This is a genomic window from Methylocella sp. (assembly GCA_037200525.1).
Taxonomy (GTDB): domain Bacteria; phylum Pseudomonadota; class Alphaproteobacteria; order Rhizobiales; family Beijerinckiaceae; genus Methylocapsa.
This window is the reverse complement of record JBBCGG010000001.1, coordinates 2,693,700-2,713,386: the sequence shown is the minus strand read 5'-3', so window position 1 is coordinate 2,713,386 and position 19,687 is coordinate 2,693,700. Positions and strand designations below refer to the sequence as shown.

18 protein-coding genes, 1 pseudogene and 1 riboswitch are annotated in these 19,687 nt (G+C 60.7%); of the genes and pseudogenes, 3 read left to right on the top strand and 16 right to left on the bottom strand.

Features of this window, described 5'->3' with window-relative positions; all coding sequences use genetic code 11:
* Positions 1 to 3: 3 nt before the first annotated feature.
* From gcvPB to WDN46_13215, 15 genes and pseudogenes are all read right to left on the bottom strand, one after another.
* Positions 4 to 1,614, bottom strand: coding sequence for an aminomethyl-transferring glycine dehydrogenase subunit GcvPB (gene gcvPB, locus WDN46_13285; GenBank protein ID MEJ0094367.1), 1,611 nt, complete (start codon positions 1,612 to 1,614; stop codon positions 4 to 6).
* A pseudogene (gene gcvPA, locus WDN46_13280) lies at positions 1,608 to 2,959 on the bottom strand (aminomethyl-transferring glycine dehydrogenase subunit GcvPA). The gene gcvPB and the pseudogene gcvPA overlap by 7 nt, the downstream one beginning before the upstream one ends.
* A 46-nt stretch (positions 2,960 to 3,005) precedes the next feature.
* Positions 3,006 to 3,380, bottom strand: a complete 375-nt coding sequence (gene gcvH / locus WDN46_13275; protein ID MEJ0094366.1) for a glycine cleavage system protein GcvH — start codon at positions 3,378 to 3,380, stop codon at positions 3,006 to 3,008.
* Entirely contained in the window at positions 3,380 to 4,519 is a 1,140-nt protein-coding gene (gcvT, locus tag WDN46_13270; protein ID MEJ0094365.1) for a glycine cleavage system aminomethyltransferase GcvT, read from the bottom strand. Before gcvT ends, gcvH begins: the two co-directional genes overlap by 1 nt.
* A 181-nt stretch (positions 4,520 to 4,700) precedes the next feature.
* Positions 4,701 to 4,801, bottom strand: a riboswitch (glycine riboswitch).
* A gap of 85 nt (positions 4,802 to 4,886) precedes the next feature.
* Entirely contained in the window at positions 4,887 to 5,519 is a 633-nt protein-coding gene (locus WDN46_13265; protein ID MEJ0094364.1) for a hypothetical protein, read from the bottom strand.
* A 152-nt stretch (positions 5,520 to 5,671) separates the two neighbouring features.
* On the bottom strand, positions 5,672 to 6,964 hold the full coding sequence (locus tag WDN46_13260) for a glycosyltransferase (GenBank protein ID MEJ0094363.1): 1,293 nt from the start codon (positions 6,962 to 6,964) through the stop codon (positions 5,672 to 5,674).
* A 408-nt stretch (positions 6,965 to 7,372) separates the two neighbouring features.
* Positions 7,373 to 8,161, bottom strand: coding sequence for an SDR family NAD(P)-dependent oxidoreductase (locus WDN46_13255; protein ID MEJ0094362.1), 789 nt, complete (start codon positions 8,159 to 8,161; stop codon positions 7,373 to 7,375).
* Position 8,162: 1 nt separating this feature from the next.
* Positions 8,163 to 8,624 carry a MaoC family dehydratase gene (locus WDN46_13250; protein ID MEJ0094361.1) on the bottom strand — a complete coding sequence of 154 codons (462 nt, stop codon included), beginning with the start codon at positions 8,622 to 8,624 and terminating at the stop codon, positions 8,163 to 8,165.
* Positions 8,621 to 9,055, bottom strand: a complete 435-nt coding sequence (locus WDN46_13245; GenBank protein ID MEJ0094360.1) for a hypothetical protein — start codon at positions 9,053 to 9,055, stop codon at positions 8,621 to 8,623. Before WDN46_13245 ends, WDN46_13250 begins: the two co-directional genes overlap by 4 nt.
* A complete protein-coding gene (locus WDN46_13240) occupies positions 9,052 to 10,275 on the bottom strand; it encodes a beta-ketoacyl-[acyl-carrier-protein] synthase family protein (protein ID MEJ0094359.1) in 1,224 nt (407 codons plus the stop codon). The genes WDN46_13245 and WDN46_13240 overlap by 4 nt, the downstream gene beginning before the upstream one ends.
* A gap of 1 nt (position 10,276) precedes the next feature.
* A complete protein-coding gene (locus WDN46_13235; GenBank protein MEJ0094358.1) occupies positions 10,277 to 10,546 on the bottom strand; it encodes a phosphopantetheine-binding protein in 270 nt (89 codons plus the stop codon).
* A 367-nt stretch (positions 10,547 to 10,913) separates the two neighbouring features.
* Complete coding sequence (locus WDN46_13230) at positions 10,914 to 11,372, bottom strand: L,D-transpeptidase (protein MEJ0094357.1); 459 nt, start codon at positions 11,370 to 11,372, stop codon at positions 10,914 to 10,916.
* A 356-nt stretch (positions 11,373 to 11,728) separates the two neighbouring features.
* A complete protein-coding gene (gene acs / locus WDN46_13225) occupies positions 11,729 to 13,666 on the bottom strand; it encodes an acetate--CoA ligase (GenBank protein ID MEJ0094356.1) in 1,938 nt (645 codons plus the stop codon).
* A 203-nt stretch (positions 13,667 to 13,869) separates the two neighbouring features.
* Positions 13,870 to 14,565: a hypothetical protein gene (locus WDN46_13220; GenBank protein ID MEJ0094355.1), complete on the bottom strand. Its 696-nt coding sequence runs from the start codon at positions 14,563 to 14,565 to the stop codon at positions 13,870 to 13,872.
* Positions 14,566 to 14,924: 359 nt separating this feature from the next.
* Positions 14,925 to 15,701: a DUF1223 domain-containing protein gene (locus tag WDN46_13215; GenBank protein MEJ0094354.1), complete on the bottom strand. Its 777-nt coding sequence runs from the start codon at positions 15,699 to 15,701 to the stop codon at positions 14,925 to 14,927.
* Positions 15,702 to 16,102: 401 nt separating this feature from the next.
* Between WDN46_13215 and WDN46_13210 the strand changes: the two genes are divergently transcribed.
* From WDN46_13210 to WDN46_13200, 3 genes are all read left to right on the top strand, one after another.
* Entirely contained in the window at positions 16,103 to 16,690 is a 588-nt protein-coding gene (locus tag WDN46_13210) for a LemA family protein (GenBank protein ID MEJ0094353.1), read from the top strand.
* A gap of 143 nt (positions 16,691 to 16,833) precedes the next feature.
* The gene (locus tag WDN46_13205; GenBank protein MEJ0094352.1) at positions 16,834 to 17,679 is read left to right on the top strand and encodes a TPM domain-containing protein; all 846 of its coding nucleotides are present in this window, start codon (positions 16,834 to 16,836) and stop codon (positions 17,677 to 17,679) included.
* Complete coding sequence (locus WDN46_13200; protein MEJ0094351.1) at positions 17,679 to 18,287, top strand: TPM domain-containing protein; 609 nt, start codon at positions 17,679 to 17,681, stop codon at positions 18,285 to 18,287. Before WDN46_13205 ends, WDN46_13200 begins: the two co-directional genes overlap by 1 nt.
* Positions 18,288 to 18,416: 129 nt before the next feature.
* Here WDN46_13200 and WDN46_13195 read toward each other — a convergent pair whose 3' ends face one another.
* A complete protein-coding gene (locus tag WDN46_13195) occupies positions 18,417 to 19,625 on the bottom strand; it encodes a lytic murein transglycosylase (protein ID MEJ0094350.1) in 1,209 nt (402 codons plus the stop codon).
* Positions 19,626 to 19,687: the final 62 nt, after the last annotated feature.

Here is a 19,687-nt window from a genome sequence, read left to right as displayed (position 1 = left end):
CGTTCAAACCGAGCTTTCCGCGACTTTATCTTCGCGATGCTGATTGGAGCCATCGCCAAGAGAATTTTCCGTGGTCTGCCGCGTCCATTTAAGCCTTGGGCTTCGCGCCGCGCGGGTTTCATCGAGACGTCGGCGCGGCGCGTAAAATGGGGCGCCGATAAACCGCTCCACCTCGCCGGCAAGCGCCGCCATCGCCAAATCACGCAATGTTGCGATGAATAGATCGAGCGAAGCCTTTGATTCCGATTCTGTCGGCTCGATCAGCATGGCTCCATGCGCGACGAGCGGAAAATAAATCGTCATCGGGTGATAGCCTTCATCGATCATCGCCTTTGCGAAATCCAATGTCGTGAGGCCGGTCGGCTTCAGCCAAGCGTCGTCGAACAGAACCTCATGCATGCAGGGCCTATCGCCGAAAGGCTGCGACATCAGATCCTTGAGGCTGGCGCGAATGTAATTCGCGCTCAGGACCGCATCTTCCGACGCCTGCCGCAAGCCATCGGCCCCGTGCGAAAACATATAGGTCAAGGCCCGCGCAAACATGCCCATCTGGCCATGGAAAGCGGTGATGCGGCCGAATGATCGCGTCGCCTCCGACTGTTGCTCGACAAGGCGCAGGCCGCGCTCGCCTCTTCGCAGAAACGGCACTGGGGCAAAAGCGGCGAGCCGCGCCGACAAAACCACAGGTCCCGCGCCGGGCCCTCCGCCGCCATGCGGCGTCGAGAAGGTTTTGTGCAGGTTGATATGCATGGCGTCGACGCCGAGATCGCCCGGCCGCGCCTTGCCGACAAGGGCGTTGAAATTCGCGCCGTCACAATAGAAATAGGCTCCGGCCTCATGCATCGCCTCGGCGATTGCAACCACATCAGTCTCGAACAAGCCGCATGTGTTCGGATTGGTCAGCATGATCGCGGCGACATCCGGCCCCAACCGGCTTTTGATCTCCGCCAGATCAACAGTCCCGTCGCCGCGCGCGGGGATGGTGCGGACCTCAAAGCCAATAAGCGTCGCGGTCGCCGGATTGGTGCCATGCGCCGACTCCGGCGCGAGAACGATCCTGCGCGTCGCCCCCTCCCCCCTGGCGGCGATCGCGGCCTTGATCGCCATCATGCCGCAGGCCTCGCCATGCGCGCCGGCTTTGGGCGACATGGCCACCGCCGCCATGCCGGTCATCGTCATCAACCAACGGGCTAATTCGTTCATCAACTCCAGCGCGCCGGAAACAGTCGATTGCGGCTGCAGCGGATGGATGTCGGCAAAGCCCGGCAGCCGCGCAATAGCTTCGTTGAGGCGCGGATTGTGTTTCATCGTGCAGGAACCAAGCGGATAGAGACCCGCGTCGATCGAATAATTCTTCTGCGACAGACGCACGTAATGGCGCATCGCCTCAGGCTCGCTCAAGCCCGGCAGGCCGATCGGCGCCGCGCGCTCAAGGCCGCCTAGCCTGTATTTGAAAGGCGTGGGCTCATCGAGATCGACGCCGCTGACCTCCAAGCGGCCGATCTCAAAGATCAAGCCCTCCTCCATCGCAAGAGCGCGATTGGATGTGATGGTCTTGGCCTCGAAGATCGCCGAATCGTTTGTTTGCGTCGGGTGTTCCGGCCGGTTCAGCATGACAGCGCGCTCCGCAACGCGTCGGCGAAGGCCGCGCGGTCCTCATCGGTGTTGATCTCGGTCGAGGCGACGAGAATGAGATCGTCAAATCTCGGGCCGGGCAACAGCCGCGAGACAGGAACGCCGCCGAGCACTCCGTTTTCGGCCAGATGCTCGATCACCTGTGCACCATCGCCCTGCACGCGGATGGTGAATTCATTGAAGAAGGTCTGGTTGAGAACCTCAACGCCGCTCACTGCGCCGAGCCGATTGGCGAGATCGACGGCATTGGCGTGATTGACTCTCGCGAGCCGCCGCAGCCCGGCCTCGCCCAGCAGAGCGAGGTGAATGCTGAAGGCGAGACAGCAGAGACCAGAGTTGGTGCAGATGTTGGATGTCGCCTTGTCTCGCTTGATATGTTGTTCGCGCGTCGACAGCGTCAGAACGAAGCCGCGGCGCCCTTCCGCATCGATGGTCTCGCCGCAGAGACGCCCCGGGATCTGGCGCAGATATTTGGCCTTTGCCGCGAGGAGGCCGACGTAGGGGCCGCCGAAGTTCAGGCCATTGCCGATCGACTGGCCTTCTCCGACCACAATATCGGCGCCCATTGTCCCCTGGCGGTTTGACGAGACCGAGCGAGACAGCCTCGGTGACGACCGCGATCAGAAGCGCGCCCTTCGCCTCGCAGATTGCCGCCAGCGCCGAGAGATCCCGCACATTGCCGAAGAAATCCGGGCTTCGCACGACAACGCAGGACGTCTCCGCGTCGATCAACGCGCCGAGATCCTCGTCGCGCGCAAACACATTGGGCGAGGCGGCGACGACGCTGTCCCCCGTCATGCGGGAGACGGTGCGGACGACATCGGCGTAGTGCGGATGCAGCCCTCCCGAGAGCACGGCTTTGCGCCGTTTGGCGATGCGATGGGCCATCAAAACGGCCTCGATCGTCGCAGTCGAGCCGTCATACATCGAAGCGTTGGAGACATCCATCGCAGTCAGCGCCGCAACCTGAGTCTGGAACTCGAAAATCACCTGCAGCGTACCCTGCGCAATCTCGGGCTGATAAGGCGTGTAGCTGGTCATGAATTCGGAGCGCTGGATCAGATGATCGACGCTGGCTGGAATGTGATGCTTGTAAGGCGCCTGCCCCGACGAAAAACGGCGCCGACCCCGCCGCGACATTCTTCGCCGCCATCGCCGAAAGCAGCCGCTGCACCTCCATTTCACTCTTGCGCGGCGGCAGGTCCAGCTCAGTGGAGAGCCGCTTATCGGCGGGAATTGCGGCGAACAACTCGTCAATATCGGCAACGCCGATGCGCGCCAGCATGTCTATGCGATCATCAGGGGTCAAAGGAAGATAGCGCATGGAGTTCCAATCTCTTGGGTGGTCGCGCGTTTGATCGAGAGGGCGTTCAGTCGATGGATTTGAGGTAGTTTTGGTAGGCCGCCTCGTCCATCAGGGCCTCGAGTTCGGCGGGGTCCGAGAGCATGATTTTGAAGAACCAGCCCTTTCCGCTCGAATCTTCGTTGACGAGGGCGGGCGCATCCTCCAGCGCACGGTTGATCTCGACAACTTCGCCTGAGGCCGGTGCGCTGACGCCGCTCGCCGCCTTGACGCTTTCGACGACGGCGGCCTCGCTTCCCTTGGTCAAACTCTTGCCGATCAAAGGGAGCTCCACGAAAACGATATCGCCAAGTTCCGACTGCGCGTAATCGCTAATGCCGACGACGCCCGCATCCCCTTCGACGCGGATATATTCGTGATCTTTAGTGTAGAACGTCGGCATCAGGCTCCCCTATAAAACGCATGCGCCATAAAAGGCATGGCTGCGACTTTAGCCGCGAGCGGCTTTCCGCGCACGATGAGTTCGACCGGCGCGCCAATTTTTGCATAGGCGGCGTCCACATAGCCCATGCCGATCGGCCGCCCGAGACTCGGCGCGAAACCTCCCGAAGTGAGGCGGCCAATGGCTCGCCCGTCCGGCGTTTGAATCGCGGCTCCCTCGCGCGCCGGAATCTTGCCTTCCGTCAGGAACCCGACGCGGCGGCGCGAGGGACCATGAGCCAGAGCCCGCGCAATTGACGCAAAGCCAGGGAATCCGCCTTGTTCGCGTCGGCGCCTGGAAATCGACCAAGACAGCCCCGCCTCGACGGGATCGGCGCTCGCGTCAATGTCGTGGCCGTAAAGGCAGAGACCGGCCTCAAGTCGAAGCGAATCCCTGGCGCCGAGCCCTATTGGGCGCACATCCGGGTTAGCCAGCAGATCTTTGGCGAAACCCGTCGCCGCCGAGGCTGGCAGCGAAATCTCGAACCCGTCTTCGCCGGTGTAGCCGGACCGCGATATCAGCAAGGATAAGCCGCGGCGCTCGAAGCGCCGCGACGTCATGAAGGACATGCTTTCGACGCCGGGAACGAGCCGCCGCAAGACCGCCGCCGCCTTCGGCCCCTGCAAGGCGAGCAGGGCGCTGTCGTCGAGACTTGTAAGGGCAAGATGGGGAAGAGCTTTGGCGATCAGAGCGAAATCCGCCGTCCTCGCAGCGGCGTTGACGACCAGGAAAAGACGCTCCCGCCCTGCCTCGTCATCAAGGCGCGTAACAATCAAATCATCGAGGATATGGCCATCCGCATCGAGCAGCTGCGTGTAGCGCATTCGCCCTGCGGCGAGCGTTTCGATATCGCCGGGGACAAGCGTTTCAAGGCTTTGCGCCGCGTGCGAGCCGGAGAGAATCGCCTGCCCCATATGCGATACGTCGAACAGCCCGGCTTGAACGCGGGTGTGAAGATGTTCCTGGATGACGCCGGGCGGGTAGTGCGCCGGCATGTCATAGCCAGCGAAGGCCGTCATGCGGGCCTCGAGGGAGATATGCAGATCGTGGAGCGGCGTATGCGCTAAACCGGACGCGGCGGCGGATTGATGGGCAGACATCGGATCCTCGGTCGACGGGTGCAAAGAAGATCTGCGCACCCAGCCAATGCTGCGTACGCAACGCTTTGCCCCCTCTGTCCGGTGACCTGAGAGTGTTCCCTCGCGCGAACCTTGCTTCGGCGCGAAGCTGCCTCCGTCGGTGGATTTACCGCAAGGCGCGGCAAATCGCTTTCCAGAGCGTCATCTCCCAGCGGTCCATGGGCCTGAGCGTTTCCGGGGCGGTTGCGCCTTCGGCGCCGACTCGAGCGCAGGGCTCAAGGCGGACTCTTCCGCTGGGATCTTGTTTGACGCCTAAATTATTGGCGCGCCGAGTTCTTTTGTCAATGGCATCGCGCGCTGATTTGTCGCAACCAGCGCCCCGCCTACGTCAGTGTTTTGGCTTTTTGTCCGCCTTTTCAGCCTCGGCCGCTTCGTCGATGCCGACCTTGATGTCGTAATCATAGTCCGAGCGATCCTGGAAGAACGGGACGAGCAGCGGTTCGGAAACGACGCTGAAAGCGGCCTGGGCCTGCCCGGCCGCGATGGTAGCGGCCGCATGGTAGAGCTTGGTTACGACCGGCTCATGACTCGTCTTGTTGACGATGGCGATGCGCAACGGGACACTGAAGCTGGCTGGCGCCCCGGCCGGACCAAGCAGCACGCTGCCGGCGATCCCAACTTTGATGGAGAGATGCTCGCCCTCGATCGAACATTCGCGCACAACATCGCCAAGCGAAAATTGATAGCGCAAATTCATTGTGGTGGGCGGCGCGCCTGCATGGACCTGCGAAGCCGCCGTGCCTTCGAGAATGAGGATATCCGGACAAAACAAATGCCGAGCCTTGGGGGCCGCCGGATCCTTGTCCTTATCCTTATCGCCGTGATACGTGAAGAAATCGCCGAGATTGAAATTGTCGAAGAGACCGCCTGAATCGGCGTTGGCTCCGCCAGCGAGACCGCTAAGCCCGAAGATCACGCCAGTAGCCAGACATATTTTCGCCGTGCGGATTATACTGCCCAACTGCATCCAAAACCGCTCCTGATCTAATCACGCGAAACTCCTGCTCTATATGAGTTCGCGTGAAACCTCCAGGTCAGGAATGGGCCGATTAGACCCCAATTCTAAGCGAAGGGTTCAGTCCCTGCGCAGAGCGCCAGCCACGGCCCGGATTTTTAGAAGCGGCTGATCGAATCGGTCGGCGCAATGGCGCTAGTCTTCGGCGTGCGCTTCCATGTCTCGGTGGCGCCGAAAACTGTTTTCAGGATCGAGGGCGCATTCGAGACGCTGACATAGATCATCAATGGCGTCAGCGAGGCCAGGGTCGCGAAATAACGCGATAAGGAGCCGCGGCGCAGAATGAAGTAAGGAGCCAACGTCATGCCGACCGCAACCATCGCAATCACAATTGCAACGAGATCGATGATCGGAATATAGGCCGCCGGGTCGCCGCCGCGCAGAAGGAGACAAGCAAAAAGCGAGACGCAAGCAATTGCCGCGCAAGGATAAAACGCTTGTATGAGAATGAGGGAGCTTGCCGAGATTTTACGCCGCACGGACCAATCGGCGGTCCAGACCTGCTTGAGCAGCTTGCGCGCCACCTGCACAAAACCGTTTGACCAGCGCCGCTGCTGCACGCGCCAATGCTTGACCTGATCGGGAACGAGACCAGGCACAGGCGGGTCCATTGCAAACAATCCATGCCATCCGGCGATTTCGGCGCGAACGGTGAGGTCGAGGTCCTCGCACAGCGAATCGGAAGACCATCCTCCCGCCGCGACAATGGCGGCGCGGCGCCAGACGCCGCCCGTGCCGTTGAATTGAAACAGCCAGCCCGCGCGAAAACGGGTCGCCTGCTCCAACGCATAATGGGCGTCGAGCATCAAACCCTGGGCGCGGGTCAACCAGTTCGTCTTGTAGTTGGAAAACTCACAGCGGGATTGGATGAAGCTGGCGCGCGGATCGGCGATCAGGGCTGGCATGACTTTGCGCAGCCAATTCGACGGCGGCCGGAAATCAACGTCGAGCACGGCGACATAAGGCGCATCGGAGTGAAGCAAGCCCGCAGCTAGAGCGCCAGCCTTGTAGCCGGACCGATCGCCCCGGCACAGATGAAGGACATCGAAGCCTTGCGCATGAAGGTCGCCGATGACGCGCGTCGCAACGGCGCTGGTCTCATCGGAACTATCATCGAGCAACTGAATATGCAGGCGGTCTTGCGGCCAATCGAGCGCGGCGACCGAATGCAAAGCTCCGGCCACCGTTTCAGCTTCGTTGAAAATCGGGATTTGCACCAGAACGTGAGGCAAATCAGCCTCGGTCAAAATCATGCGGCGCAGCGGCCTGCCAAGAGTTTTGCCGGAGATCCGCTCGAAAACGTTGATGCCTATGAGGATAAGAAATCCGCCGCCCACAAAGAGAAGGCCGAATACGGAAATGACCAAACTGGTCTCGCTGAGCAATATCAAAAGATCGGAAAAAACCAAGTTGCAATGCCCCCGCGAATTTCGCTCTCCGATCCGCGCGGCCCGCTTCAGCGATCTTTGGCGCAAACTTTTATGGTTCGCTTGACCAAACAAGGCGGCAGGTTCGCATGAAGACATTGCCCGAGGGTCCCCCTTACAAGCCTCGCGCGATCGCTGCGCCGGCCTGGACCGGGATGCTCGAGCAGCCTCTGCGGACAGAAGTGCTCAAGCTGAGAAACCATGAAATAAGCGTGTGGGACAACCAACAAATTGCAACGAATTGTTTCAGGAATTGAGTAATTCCCAAAGATTTACAAAGCCTTAAAAGAGTCGCATTTGCTTGCACGGCGTTCGCCGACGAGGCCTCGCAAAAGAAGCGACGCAGCGCTGCAAAGCTGAGCGAAAGACCCGTTAAAGCGGCCGTTCTTCGGTTTTTGGCGCGCTGACTTCAATGTGCGACAAGATCTGATCGACGAGCCGGACTGGCAAGATTCGGGCAAGACGCGCCAAAAAATAGAGCGGCCAGGGGAAGGCGATCACTGCCTTGCGGCGATCAAGACCGCTGCGGATGATCGCCGCGGCGCGCGAATCGCTGATCTCGAGCGGCTTCACAGCATGGATGCTGTCGTTCAGCGGCGTTTTCACAAAGCCGGCGATCACCAGACTGACGCAGACCCCCTGCGACTCAAGCCGACCGCGCAATGATTCGGCGTAGGCGTGGACGGCGGCCTTCGTCGCGCAATAGGCCGGCGAATAGGGCAAACCGCGCAAGCCGGCGATAGAACCGATGAAAGCGAGCTGACCGGTTTTCCGGGAGCACATCGGGCCAATGAGGGGTTCGACGGTATTCAGGACGCCAATGAGATTAGAGCTCAAAATGGCGCGAACCGCCTGCGGGTCCTCGGAAATCTCGCCGGGCGCGAGGCCCGTGGTGATGCCGGCGTTGGCGATGCAGAGATCGAATCGGCGGCGCGCGTCGGAGGCCCCGATCCATTGCGCCATGGCGTCCTGATCGCGCACGTCCAAAAGCCCGATGTCGACTTCCGCTCCCCGCGCCCGAGCGGCTGCCCCCACCGCCTCCAGCCGCTCGGAATTGCGGCCAATCAGCGCCAAAGTTACGCCGGGTCCGGCGTAGGCAAGCGCCAGCGCGCGGCCGATGCCGCTCGAGGCGCCGGTGATGAGGACGGATCGCGGCGCCATGTCAGATCGCGCCGCTGCTGATGCGCCGAAGCGTCGCCTCCGCCAATATGGCGAGATCGCCGTTGGGGCCATGCGCCATCAGCCGCAGGAGAAGTTCAGGTTGCGGCGCGAGACTAGAGAGCGCGACGCGCCCGCTAACGCTGATGCTTTCGCCGGCGAAGACAGGCCGCAGAAATTTGCCCGCCAGTCGGCTAATCACGATATCGCGCCGCCACTGTCTCAGCGCCGGCTCAAAGCAACTCATCATCAGCATGCCGTGAATGGGCGGCTTTTTGAGGCCTACGGCGGCGGCGACATCCTGATCGAGATGCAGAGGGTTATCGTCGCCGGACGCCTCGGCGTAACGAGCGAGCTGCTCAAGACCGAAAGGACCAAAGTCGCAGCGGCCTATGGTTTGCCCGACTTTGGGCCAATCGGCGGGCGCAAGGTCAATCGGCGCATCGACAATCGGCGCGGCGTTCATGGGCTTGCGACCGCAGCCACGGGGACAATGCGGAGCACCGTCTCGAAACGACCGCAAATCTCTCGCTGCGGCGTCGAAATCACGGCATTTACGATCACTCGCGCGGGCTCGGCCTTGCGCTGGAACTCGAACGCCAGCCGATAATCGGCGTCGGTTTCAAGCGGGCGTTCATAATCAAAGCTCTGCGCCTCGTGGATCGGCAGAAAGGCCGCACCGCCGATCATCTGCGCAAGCGCCGGCCGCACCGCGGGAAGCGTCAGCCAGCAAAACGGATAGGTCAGCGGAACAAGTCCCTCGATCGGCGCGCCGCCAGTCTCGCGCTGAAAAGCGGCGACATGGGCGGCATCGGTTCGCACAGAGATCTCGGGCAAATTAATAGGCGCATCGCCTGATCCCTCAGCGGCGCCGCGCGAACCAATTTCCGGACTCATGCCGCCTCGGCGCGACGTACGATCAGGCTGGCGTTGATTCCGCCGAAAGCGAATGAATTGGTGAGGGCGACGCGGATCGGCATCGGACGCGCCTCGTTCGGCACGGGGTCCACGGGGCATTTTACATCGGGCTCGCGCCAGTTGATCGTCGGCGGGGCCACGCCATCGCGAACGGCTCCGATGGTGACGATCAGTTCGAGCGCGCCTCCGGCTCCAAGACCATGGCCATGGATTGGCTTCGTGGATGAAATTGGCAGTTGCGATAGCCGGTTGCCGAAGACGAGACCAAGCGCCTCGGATTCCGTCAAATCGTTGACGATCGTTCCGGTGCCATGCGCGTTGACGTAGTCCACCTCATCAGCCAGGACGCCGGCATCCGCCAAAGTGAGGCGCATGCATTCGGCCGCCCCTTCCGCATCCGGCCGCACCTGATCCTTGGCGTCGCTCGATGTGCCGTAGCCCGCAAGTTCGACGAGAGCTTTGGCGCCCCGCGCGCGCGCGCTTTCGGCTTCCTCAAGGATGAATACTCCGGCGCCGGCGCCGAGAGTCATGCCGTTGCGACCCTTGGAGAAAGGCCGGCAGACATCGGGCGTCAGCACGCGCAAAGCTTCCCAGGCAAGCATCGAGCTGTTTGTGATGCAATCCTCCGTCCCGCCGACAATAGCGCGATCGATCAGGCCGGAGCGGATGAGGTGGAGGCCAATTCCAATCGCCTGCGTCGCCGAGGAACAGGCGCTGGCCACGGCGAAACAGGGCCCCCTGGCGCCGAAGCGGATGCTCACATTCGATGGGCAGGAGCTGGGGATGAGGCGCGGCACGGTCAAAGGCGTAGGACGGCCCTGCTCGACCAGCGCGAGATAAAGGCCGTCTTCCAGCGTATGCATGCCGCCGACTCCAGTGCCTATGATCGCGGCGGTGCGCGGGCCCATCGGCTCGGAGCGCGAAAGACCCGCCTGGGCGACCGCTTCATCGGCGGCGGTCAAAAGATATTGAGTGACCGGATCGCAGAAAGGCAACACGCTGGCTTCGAGATGGGCTCCAGGATCGAACCCTTGCACCTGGGCCGAAATCTTGATGCGGCCGCGATAAGGCCGCTTGAATTGCGTTTCGGCGACACAGGAGCGCCCGTCTCGCGCCGCATGCCACAAGGCGGTCGCGCCTATCCCCGCGGCCGAGACAGCGCCCATGCCGGTAACTACAACCTGCCGCGTTGACGTCATGTCAGCCTTTTTCTTTGATGATGTAAGCGGCGATAGCGTCGATCAGGCTTTTGACGTCTTTGGCGTCGTGAAAGGGGCCGTCCATCGGGATATAGACGTCGAATTTTTCTTCGATCGCCGTCAATATCATCACTATATCGATCGACTTGAGATTCAGGCTTTCGATCGTCGCGTCCAAAGTGACTTTGTCGCGATCGACCATTCCTTCCTTCACGATGACGTCAGTGATCTGATTGACGAGTTCGGTCTGATCGAGATCCTTCGTTTCCACCGATTACCCCCTCCGCCATGGCCCAAATTAGACACGCCCCGCGCGGCGCATAAGAACGGGGCGCTCCTCAAGCGATCGCCCGCATCTCAAAGCGCCAAGACATGCAACCGCCGATCTCCCGACTCGAGCACATCCTGCAGGCCAACGTCAACTCTGCCTATCGGATCGATACGAGGCAAAGATGCAGAAAGCCAGAGCGCCGCGAGATCAATCATAGGGCGAAGCTGGCTGGTTACGCCAATCCGGCGCGGAAATAAAGACCAGCGGCGGCCAGAACGTCATCGTTCTGTCCGGGATCGATCACGTTCTGAATTTCTCTGTATCAACGCGTGATCCCGATATTGAAAATTCGGCGGCTTTCCCGGCTTCAAGGGACGGCGAAGACGCGCGTTCCCACCTGCACGCGGCCAAAGAGGTCGACGACATCCTCATTGTACATTCGAATGCAGCCATAAGACGCGGCGGTGCTGATGGATTTGCGCATGTTTTCCGTCGTGCCGTGTATGGCGACTTCCGAGAGCCCGAGGGTAATCGCCGCGGCGCCCATGGGATTGCGCGATGAGCCGCCAGGAATCACGCCGCGCAAATTGGGGTGATCCTGCCGGACGACTGCAGGGGCCGTCCATGCCGGGCGAACATATTTGCCGTTGACGAAGGTCTCGCCGCGCCAACTCATGCCCATCTTGCCGACCGCGATCGGATAGCGGATCGCGGTTCCCGCCCCGGTGGTCAGATAAAGTCTGCGTTCGCTTTGTTTGATGATGATCGTCCCGGGCGGATAGGCCTGTGGAAACGCCACGATTTCGCGCGCCGTCGCGCCCGTCATCGCCAAGAACAATGCGATGCACGCCCCTAAGCCCACGAAAATGGCAGCGCCGCCGCTCGGTATTGAGAAAACCGATCCGCTGTCTCTCCGCCCCTCGCTCATGATGTCGCACCGATGGAGTCGAATCGAGCCGCGGCAGGATTGAACTCAGCCGCCGATTCGACAATATCAAAGCTAGCGTTGCTTGGCGCGGAATCCTCTACTTTAAGTTAAAATGAAATTTACGTCTTATCTTCCTGCTTCAGCTTAGCTGTATCTTGAATAATTGCATATTCCTCAAACAAGCTTTTAAGTTGAAACGAAGATTGGAAGCATGATTGCTTGATCTGAAGCAATCATGCTTCACAGAATGCGCGTCAGCCGACTCGATTGCGGATGAGATCGTCGACAACCGCAGGATCTGCGAGGGTTGAAATATCTCCGAGCGCGGAAAACTCTTGTTCTGCGATCTTGCGCAAGATGCGTCGCATGATTTTGCCCGATCGCGTTTTCGGCAATCCCGGCGCGAAATGAACGACGTCCGGTGAGGCGATCGGCCCGATGTCCTTGCGCACCCAGGCGATGAGTTCGCGCCGCAGCTCCTCGCTGGGCTCAATTCCGACCATCAAGGTGACATAGGCGTAGATGCCCTGGCCCTTGAGGTCGTGCGGATAGCCGACGACGGCGGCTTCCGAGACCATTTTATGCGCGACAAGGGAACTCTCCACCTCGGCCGTGCCAAGCCGGTGACCCGAGACGTTGATCACATCGTCAACTCGCCCGGTGATCCAGTAATAGCCGTCGGCGTCGCGCCGGCAGCCATCGCCGGTGAAATATTTGCCGGGGTAAGCCATGAAATAAGCCTGCACGAATCGCTCGTGATCTTGATAGAGCGTGCGCATCTGACCGGGCCACGAATCGGCGATGACCAGATTGCCTGAACCTGGGCCTTCAATAACGCTCCCATTGGCGTCGACCACCTGCGGCTCGACGCCAAAGAACGGCAGCGTCGCCGAACCCGGCTTCAAATTCGTCGCGCCCGGCAAGGGGGTGATCAGAATGCCGCCGGTCTCGGTCTGCCACCAGGTGTCGACGATCGGACAGCGGCCCTCCCCCACGACCCGGTAGTACCATTCCCAGGCCTCTGGGTTGATCGGCTCGCCGACCGAGCCAAGCACTCGCAAAGAGGCGCGGCTCGACGACTTGACCGGCGCGTCGCCTGATCCCATCAGAGAGCGGATCGCGGTCGGCGCGGTATAGAAAATATTCACCTTGTGCTTGTCGACGATCTCCCAGAACCGCGAGATGCTGGGATAGCTCGGCACGCCTTCAAACATCAGCGTCGTCGCGCCATTGGCGAGCGGGCCATAGACTATATAGCTGTGCCCGGTGACCCAGCCGACGTCGGCGGTGCACCAATAGACGTCGCCCGGATGATAATCGAAGACATATTGGTGCGTCATCGAGGCATAGACGAGATAGCCTGCCGTCGTATGAACGACGCCTTTCGGCGCGCCGGTCGAGCCTGAGGTGAACAGAATGAACAGCGGGTCCTCCGCGTTCATCGGCTCGCAGGGGCAATCCGCACTCGCCTTGGCGACCGCCTCGTCGTGCCAGACGTCGCGGCCCGACGTCCACGCGACAGGGCCGCCCGTGCGCCTGACGACCAGCATGGTTTGCACGATATCGCCGGTTTTCTTGACCGCGGCGTCGGCATTGATCTTCAGCGGCACTTTACGGCCGCCGCGCAGGCCTTCGTCAGCAGTAATGAGGATTTTCGATTTGCAGCCTTCGATCCGGCCGGCGAGAGAATCGGCCGAAAACCCCCCGAACACCACCGAATGGATGGCCCCGATGCGCGCGCAAGCGAGCATGGCGTAGGCCGCTTCGGGAATCATCGGCAGGTAGATCGTGACCGTATCGCCTTTGCCGACGCCATGCGCCTTGAGGACGTTGGCGAGACGGCAAACCTCCTCGTGCAACTGCTTGTAGCTGATGTGCTTCGATTGATGCGGGTCATCGCCCTCCCAGATGATGGCGATCTCATCTCCAGACCTCGCGAGATGCCGATCAATACAGTTTTGAGCGACATTGGTGACGCCGTCCTCAAACCATTTGATCGAGACCTCGCCGGGACCAAAAGACGTATTCTTAACCTTGGTGAAGGGTTTGATCCAATCGATGCGGGCGCCCTGCCCTGCCCAGAACGCATCCTTATCGGCGATCGACTGCGCATAAAGCTGTTTGTATCTTCCAGCGTCGATATAGGCGTCTTCAGTCCACTCGGAAACGACGGGGTAGATCTTATCGTACATTGATTTGTCCTCCCGGGTAGCGCGTTTGCCGCGTCTTCCTATGCACTGAGGCAATTATGCGCCGCGGGCTCCCGCAATGACATTATTATTATCCATAATTGTCCGCGACCGCCGCGCGCTGTCACGCAATGTCGGAAAACCCAAAAGAGCCCCGGCAATGACCATTGACGCATTCCGGCTGCTGCGGCGCGCCGCCGACGTCGTCACGGACAGTCCTTCTGAACTCTCTCGAGCGCCTGGGATATGCCCGCGAGCGAATAGCTATCGACGGTGACATTGCCTTTCACCGACGGCGCTTTCACCACCAGTTTCGAGCCTTTCTTCAAGGCCTCGATGAATTGAGTTTCCTCCGCCGGGTTCTTGATCCAGGCGTTGCTTCCTTTGGAGACAAGATCGAAATTCGCGCTGCCAATTTCGGCCCGCGCCTCGCCGCCGTCCTTTATCGCAAAGCCCATGATGATCGACACCTCATTACGGACCTTTTCACTTGGCCGGTTGGAGATGAAAACATAGGCTGGATCTCGTTTGAGCGCAGCAGGCGCGCGAGCCTTTGGCGTCGCCAGCGCGTAGCAAGTTTTGTCCTTGGCGCCCTGTGCAAGAAAAGCGCCCCAATCGCCGAAGGAGCCGACCTGAACGGGCTTGCCGGCTTTCTTCGAATCGCTCGATTTGGAATCGCCTTTGGCGTCGGACTTCTTCGCGTCGGATTTCTTTGAATCATCCGATTTCGCATCCGCATTTGTGGCTTCGAGCCAAGGCGGCCTCCCGCCGCCCTCCGATGCGGCGCCTGCTTGCTGCGCCGACGCCTCATTGATCGCCGCGACGCTAGGGCTAAACGCGGAGAACGCCGCAAGGGTGGATGCGAACACAGTAGCGGCGCCGAGAAAGGAACGAAAACTCATAAGCTTATGACACTCCTTGTCCGCCGCCTTGCGCTAAAGGGGAGGAATCATCGCAACCTGTATAGGGGGAGAGCGGAGTAGGCGAAAGGGGACAAAGCCGGATGCGGCTCGTGAAACTTCCTTGAGGTAGGCAGTCGGCGTTGACCGCGAGAAAAGCTGGAACCAAAGCGAGCCTCGGACTCGGCTCTAGTGTTCCACAGCGGTTGAGGCCAAGTCTAGTGAAAACCAGTCTAGCTAAGACCAGTCCAGCTGGAATCCCAAACTCTAAAGTGGCCTATCGGCAAAAAATGCCGTCGCCCGTTGCAACCGGCCGCAGAATGGCGCGCACAACGCGGAGCGAGGGCCATTCCGCGATGGGTTCAAAGCCCAGAGCTTTTTGCCGCGCCGAGGATCAGGCCGGGCTTCTCCAGCGTGCCTTTTTGCAGCAGAACGACATAGCCTTCATCCTCGCCGCGCGAATCGGGCAACTCGAAGGTAGCGTTAGAGCCGGTCCATTCGCCGACCTTTTCAATCGCCCGCACAACGTTGACATAGGTCACGCTACGCCCGGCGTTCTCGCCGCGCCCGATATGGACAGTCTTGGTGCGCATGACGCGCAGCACCAAAACGGCGGCAGGACCGCCCGCCCCTTCCGGCACTTCGATGAATAGAGAACCTGCGGAGCGGGACATGCGCATCGGCAAACTCAACGCGCCGTCGCGACCTTTGCCGGCGTGGATCGCCTCTTCGATCTCTGCGCTATCGCTGCCGACCACCCCGGCCAGCCCATCCACCACCGCCTGCGGCGTGTAGACATGTCCATCGCCATGCGCTGTCGCATAGGCCTTCTGCCGCGACGAAAAAGCCGGCGCGGCGAGCGTATCCTTCCAGCCGATATAGTCCCAATAATCGACCGGAAAAGAGACCGCGATGACGTCGGGTTTGCGCGCTATGCTCGCCAACAGGGCGTCGGCCGGCGGGCAGGAGGAACAGCCTTGACTGGTGAAGAGCTCCACGACGCATGACGCGGTCGTCGGAGCGGACGGCGCCGCAGCCCCAATGCCGCAGCAGGCGATCACAATGAATGAAGCCCGAAGCGCGGCTCGCGACATGGCTCCGGCGCCAGGCAGAAGCTGAGAGCCGTTTAAAAGATCCATGGTCGCGCCGCTGTCTCTAATACGAATTCCATTTACCGCCAGAGTAGAGAATCGAACCCTTCACGCCAGTCAAATCGTGGTTACCACGGCGGTCAGCCGCAACGCGTAGTAAAAAAAGCGGTGGATCGTCGCGGCGCAAGGCCGAACGCCGGGAAAAGCCCGCGACTTTCTGGGCAAGATCGTGCTTTAGTTGAAGCGCATGGTCGTCTCGAGAAGTCCTACAGCTTTTCTGTATCATGCTCTTGGAAAGGCGCATATTTTCTCCCGAAACTCTTCAATTTTTCGGGATCGTGCATCAGTTAGAGGTTCGAGCCGCTCAAACGATCATCCTGTTGAAAGCCGGAGACCTGCGCATGACGCTTTTCGAAAATCGGCCGCAAACTCAGCCCTCGACCCGCCCCATGAACCGGCTGCTCGCCATGCTCGTCGTCGTTGTGCTGGGCGTCAGCGTTTCAGCCTGCGGTTATAATGCGATACCAACCCTTGAAGAGGCCGCGAAGGCCAAATGGGCGGATGTCCAGAACCAATATCAGCGGCGCGCCGACCTCATTCCCAATCTGGTCGCAACCGTGCAAGGCTATGCGAAACAGGAAAAGGACACGCTGACCGCCGTCACCGAGGCAAGAGCCAAGGCGACCTCGATCAACGTTGACCCGTCGGAGTTGACAGATCCTGAAAAAGTCAAGCAATTTCAAGCAGCTCAAGAGCAATTGTCGGGCGCGCTGGGCCGGCTGCTGGCGATCAGCGAAAATTATCCTGATCTGAAATCGAACCAGAATTTCCTGGCTTTGCAGTCGCAGCTCGAAGGGACGGAAAACCGCATCGCCGTCGCCCGACGCGACTATATCGAAGCCGCCAGAGCCTTTAATACGGCGCTTGAAACTTTCCCATCAATTCTCTGGGCGAAAACCATATTCGCCGGCAAGAAGCCGCTTGCAGCCTTCACCGCAAGCGATGCGGCGCAAACCGCGCCCCAAGTGAAGTTTTGACCGCCGAGAATTCGATATTTTCGAAAAATCGCTGCCGCCGGAGCATCGCAGCTGCGCCGGTTTTCGTTCCGGGCGCCCGGACATCTTCCCGCTGGACGTCTAGACTCAGAGGAATAGGCGCGCCGCTTGCCTGCCTCGTCTTCATTTTCTGCGCCAGCCTCGCCATCGCCTATAATTTCCCGCCGCTCAGCGGGCGGGTGGTCGATGACGCCAATATCATACCACCGGAAGCCAAGACTGCGATCACGGCGAAGCTCGAGCAGCTCGAAGCCAAATCTGGCATTCAATTCGTCGTGGCCACAGTGAACTCGCTCGACGGCGACGAAATCGAGCCTTACGCCAATGCGCTGTTTCGCGATTGGAAGCTCGGCGAAAGCAAAAAGAACAACGGCGTATTGCTTCTGGTCGCGCCCAAGCAGCGGAAGGTCCGTATCGAGGTCGGCTATGGGCTCGAAGGCACCTTGACCGATGTTTTGTCGAAAATCATCATCGCCAATGCGATCGCACCCCGCTTCAAGACCGGCGACTTCGGCGGCGGCATAGAGCGCGGGGTCGACGATGTGATCACGGTCCTGACGACTGATGCGTCCGAGTGGCAGAAACGTCCCGATCTGCGGCTCGATCATCAAGATTCGCCAACTGAATCGCTGACGCCCTGGATCGTCTTCGGCCTGTTTCTCCTTGTCATTTTCATGCTGTTGCGTTCGCCTAGACGCCGCGCTGCGCAGAGCGACATGTCGGGAATCGACCCCCGCTGGGGCGGCGGTCAGCAGGGCGAGATCTTCGACCGCCGCGGCTCGTCGCGCTGGGGTCCGTCGGCCCCTCCGCAGCAAAGCGGCGCGCTGGTCAGCAACATCCTTTCCTTTCTTCTCGGCATGCTGATCAATTCGGGCCGTGGCGGCGGCGGATGGGACGGCGGCGGCGGAGGCGGAGGCTTTTCCGGAGGCGGCGGGTCGTCGGGCGGCGGCGGCGCGTCGGGGAGCTGGTGATGATCTTATCGATCGACGACCAACGCCGCGTCAGCGCGGCGATCAAGGCCGCGGAAACGCAGACTGCCGGCGAAATCGTCTGCGTCCTCGCCCGCGCCTCCTCTGACTACATGACCTACGCGATCGCCTGGTCAGGCCTCGTCGCGCTCGCTACGCCCTGGCTGCTCATCGCCGTCACGCATCTGTCAGTGCAACAGATCCTGCTGGTTCAGGCATTTGTCTTTGCAGCGCTTTACTTTCTTTTTTCGGAATCCCGCCTGCGTCATCTTTTGGTTCCGCGCGGGGTCCGGCGCCAGCAGGCGCATCGCGCCGCGATGGAGCAATTCATGATCCGCGGCATGGCGCGCAAGGAAAATCGCGCCGGCGTCCTGATTTTCGTCTCCCTCGCCGAGCATTACGTCCGCATCGTCGCTGACGTCGGCATCGCCTCAAAAGTCGATCAATCGGTTTGGCAAGGCGCCGTCAACGCGCTGCTTGGCCATATCCAAAGCGGCGACATGGCAACCGGGTTCGTCTCAGCGGTCGAACAATGCGGCGTCGTGCTCGGCCAGCATTTTCCGCCCCGCGACGGAGAAGACGAATTGCCAGACCACATCTATTTCATTTAGTTCGGCCCGAGGAAACCCCACGAGATTCAGTCAGATAGAGATTAACTCTAAACTTAAAGCATAACATCATGCGTCGACGCAGAGGCAGGGCGTGATCGCCTCACTCGAAGGCGTCAGGGTCGGTTGCCACTATTTGCTCCGCGCGGCGGTAAGCACCGAGATGCTGGCGCGGCCGTCTGGCGCAAGACCCAACTTCGCCTGAAAATCGCTGATCGCCTGCTTGGTTTTGCTTCCGATGACTCCATCCGCCTTGCCATCAAGGTCGTAGCCTCGGCGCATTAAAAGAGTCTGCAATTCGCGACGATCCGCGCGCGACAAGCCGGGATCATTAGTCGGCCACGCGGTCACGAGGCCATGACGCCCACGCAGCCTGTCGGATAGCAGCGAGATGGCCAGCGCATAAGATTCCGCAGCGTTATAGGAATAGATCGCATCGAAATTGCGAGTGACGAGGAAAGCCGGCCCCCCCGCCCCTGCGGGAAGCAGCAGGCCGGCGTTTGGGCCGCCCCCGAGCGGCGAACCATCGATCCGCGTCAAGCCCCGCGCGGCCCAAGCCGCCATCGGCTCTTTGTGAACGCGCCCCGACGGACCCGCGAAATGCTGAGGCAGACGCACCTCAAAGCCCCATTCGCCGCCGGCGACCCAGCCACCTTTGCGCAAATAGGCTGCGGTCGATCCCAGCGCGTCGGGAACGGAATTGATCAAATCCTTGCGACCGTCGCCGTCGAGATCGACGGCGGTGCGCAAGAAAGTCGACGGCATGAACTGGGTATGACCGAAAGCTCCGGCCCAGGACCCGAAAAATTGCTCCGGCGCGATATCGCCATGCTGGACGATCTTCAGCGCGGCGATCAGCTCCGAGCGAAAATACGCTTGCCGGCCGCCGCCGCAGGAGAGCGTGGCGAGCGATTGCACGATGGGGCGCGTGCCGAAGCTGCGGCCATAATCCGATTCGACGCCCCAAACAGCGACGATCGTCGCCTTATCGACCCCGAAGCGGGCCTCCGCCGTCGCCAGAGGCTGAGCCCAGCGCTGCATCATCGCGCGGCCGTCGTTGATCCTCTCATAATCGACGAGGCCGGCGAGATAATCCCAGATCGGCGTCTTGAACTCTGGCTGCGCCTGCGATGACTGAAGCACGTCCGGGTTGGCTTCGAGACCGCGCGTCGTTTTATCAAATGTCGCGGCGTCGACGCCGCTCGCCAAAATCTGGGGGCGGAGACCGGCGAGACAATCCTGAAGACTCGCGGCGGCCGCTGGGGCGGGGTTTAGGATTTTGGCCGCAAGCACGGCGATCGGGACGAGCCGCAGCGCCCTACGAACGGCGCGTCTTGGCATGGCGCTGGCAAAAAACATCGAGAGCTTTATCCTGGCGTGAGCGGAAGCGAGCATCCGCGAGC

Bases quoted from the DNA above. Each gene is read 5' to 3' on its own strand.
- WDN46_13200 (MEJ0094351.1), top strand. From the start codon at position 17,679: ATGATCTTATCGATCGACGACCAACGCCGCGTCAGCGCGGCGATCAAG.
- WDN46_13230 (MEJ0094357.1), bottom strand. From the start codon at position 11,372: ATGACGGGCGCGACGGCGCGCGAAATCGTGGCGTTTCCACAGGCCTAT.
- WDN46_13250 (MEJ0094361.1), bottom strand. From the start codon at position 8,624: ATGAACGCCGCGCCGATTGTCGATGCGCCGATTGACCTTGCGCCCGCC.
- WDN46_13240 (MEJ0094359.1), bottom strand. From the start codon at position 10,275: ATGACGTCAACGCGGCAGGTTGTAGTTACCGGCATGGGCGCTGTCTCG.
- WDN46_13195 (MEJ0094350.1), bottom strand. From the start codon at position 19,625: ATGCCAAGACGCGCCGTTCGTAGGGCGCTGCGGCTCGTCCCGATCGCC.
- WDN46_13215 (MEJ0094354.1), bottom strand. From the start codon at position 15,701: ATGGATCTTTTAAACGGCTCTCAGCTTCTGCCTGGCGCCGGAGCCATG.
- WDN46_13220 (MEJ0094355.1), bottom strand. From the start codon at position 14,565: ATGAGTTTTCGTTCCTTTCTCGGCGCCGCTACTGTGTTCGCATCCACC.
- gcvPB (MEJ0094367.1), bottom strand. From the start codon at position 1,614: ATGCTGAACCGGCCGGAACACCCGACGCAAACAAACGATTCGGCGATC.
- gcvH (MEJ0094366.1), bottom strand. From the start codon at position 3,380: ATGCCGACGTTCTACACTAAAGATCACGAATATATCCGCGTCGAAGGG.
- WDN46_13245 (MEJ0094360.1), bottom strand. From the start codon at position 9,055: ATGAGTCCGGAAATTGGTTCGCGCGGCGCCGCTGAGGGATCAGGCGAT.
- gcvT (MEJ0094365.1), bottom strand. From the start codon at position 4,519: ATGTCTGCCCATCAATCCGCCGCCGCGTCCGGTTTAGCGCATACGCCG.
- WDN46_13255 (MEJ0094362.1), bottom strand. From the start codon at position 8,161: ATGGCGCCGCGATCCGTCCTCATCACCGGCGCCTCGAGCGGCATCGGC.
- acs (MEJ0094356.1), bottom strand. From the start codon at position 13,666: ATGTACGATAAGATCTACCCCGTCGTTTCCGAGTGGACTGAAGACGCC.
- WDN46_13210 (MEJ0094353.1), top strand. From the start codon at position 16,103: ATGAACCGGCTGCTCGCCATGCTCGTCGTCGTTGTGCTGGGCGTCAGC.